The sequence below is a fragment of the Thalassospira alkalitolerans genome (assembly GCF_002115745.1).
Taxonomy (GTDB): Bacteria; Pseudomonadota; Alphaproteobacteria; order Rhodospirillales; family Thalassospiraceae; genus Thalassospira; species Thalassospira alkalitolerans.
In genome coordinates this window covers 1-600 of the sequence record NZ_JFKB01000056.1, presented here as the reverse complement: position 1 = coordinate 600, position 600 = coordinate 1, and the positions used below count along the sequence as shown (strand labels likewise).

At 55.5% G+C, this 600-nt stretch carries 1 protein-coding gene; it reads left to right on the top strand.

All coding sequences use genetic code 11. The features are described from left to right. On the top strand, window positions 1-600 hold a 600-nt coding region (locus TALK_RS22190; protein ID WP_169715098.1), incomplete at both ends, for an Ig-like domain-containing protein.

Genomic DNA, 600 nt, shown 5'->3' with positions numbered 1-600 from the left:
CTGGTCTGACAGATTCCAGCGAGGTTCTGACTGTCACCATCTCTGGTATTCCAGACGGGGCAAGCCTGTCTGCCGGGACCAATAATGGTGATGGTACTTGGAGCCTGTCGGGTGATGATCTTGACGGTTTGAAGATCACGCCTGCGGATGACTTCAGCGGATCGTTTGATCTCGGTGTGACCGCTCAATCTGCCGATGGCAGCGACGTTGCGACTGTTAGCGATAGCATCACGGTTGACGTTGCCGGCGTCGCGGATGCACCGACGCTTGATGTGGCGGATGCTTCCGGCAAAGAAGATTCTGCGATTGCGCTCGATATCGATGCTGGTCTGACAGATTCCAGCGAGGTTCTGACTGTCACCATCTCTGGTATTCCAGACGGGGCAAGCCTGTCTGCCGGGACCAATAATGGTGATGGTACTTGGAGCCTGTCGGGTGATGATCTTGACGGTTTGAAGATCACGCCTGCGGATGACTTCAGCGGATCATTTGATCTTGGTGTAACCGCGCAATCGGCTGATGGCAGCGATGTAGCAACCACTACAGGTTCGCTGACAGTTGACGTTGCCGGCGTTGCCGATGCGCCGACGCTTGATGTTG